A 295-nucleotide genomic window follows, 5' to 3' on the forward strand; every position below is an offset into this window, starting at 1 on the left:
GTGCGATGCGCGGAAAATCGGCCGGCTTGATGCCGATATCGGCGCGGTCGGCGTTGCTCATCGCATTCAGAAGCGCGAGCGCAGCGCGGTAACGCTGCTGTTCCTGCGGGCGCGGCCGCGCGAACATTTCGGTGAAGAACCCCATTTCCCAGGCCCCTTATTTGCCCTCCACACGGCCAGCATATAGGTGATTTGTTACGATTGTGCAGTGCAGCAATTGCATGGCAGCCATGCTTTTCAATTTTTTTCGCCACAATCGATTTTTTTTGAAACTTTTGCGGAAGCTCGACCGTAT

1 protein-coding gene is annotated in these 295 nt (G+C 54.9%); it reads right to left on the reverse strand.

What is annotated here, in order from left to right; all coding sequences use genetic code 11:
• The coding region (locus tag EN852_RS43450) for a DUF1127 domain-containing protein (protein WP_135879939.1) at window positions 1-145 on the reverse strand (145 nt) is incomplete at its 3' end.
• Window positions 146-295: the final 150 nt, after the last annotated feature.

Source organism: Mesorhizobium sp. M2E.F.Ca.ET.209.01.1.1 (assembly GCF_004010375.2).
Taxonomy (GTDB): domain Bacteria; phylum Pseudomonadota; class Alphaproteobacteria; order Rhizobiales; family Rhizobiaceae; genus Mesorhizobium.